This window comes from Streptomyces sp. WM6386 (assembly GCF_000972385.1).
Lineage (GTDB): Bacteria > Actinomycetota > Actinomycetes > Streptomycetales > Streptomycetaceae > Streptomyces.
In genome coordinates, this window is sequence record NZ_JXTE01000678.1 from 1 (window position 1) to 347 (window position 347).

Consider the following 347-nt stretch of genomic DNA (forward strand, 5'->3'; position numbering starts at 1 on the left):
CCACTCGTCCGAGCCCGGCACCCGGCCGAGCAGCCCGCCGAGCAGGAGGAAGAGGCGGTACTCGTCCCTGTTGTGTCCGGCGATCAGCTCCACGTCACGGGCGGCGCCGTCCGCGAGGGCCTCCCATGGTGCGCTGGGCAGGACCTCGCCGTCGACGACGGGCGAGAAGGGGGTGGGTGTGAGGGCGACGGCGCCCCAGCGATGCACGTATTCGCGCATACGGCCGGTCAGCGCGGCCCCCGCCTCGGGCAGCTTGCGCGGGTCCACCCCGGCGAGGTCGGCCACGGTGGGGCGCAGCCCGATCTCGGCGGCCAGGGTCTCCGCGATGTCGGCGGCCAGCGCGTCCG

Annotated in this window: 1 pseudogene; it reads right to left on the reverse strand. The window is 75.5% G+C overall.

Features of this window, described 5'->3' with window-relative positions:
- Window positions 1–347, reverse strand: a pseudogene (locus TN53_RS43215) (carboxylesterase family protein); the annotation flags it as partial.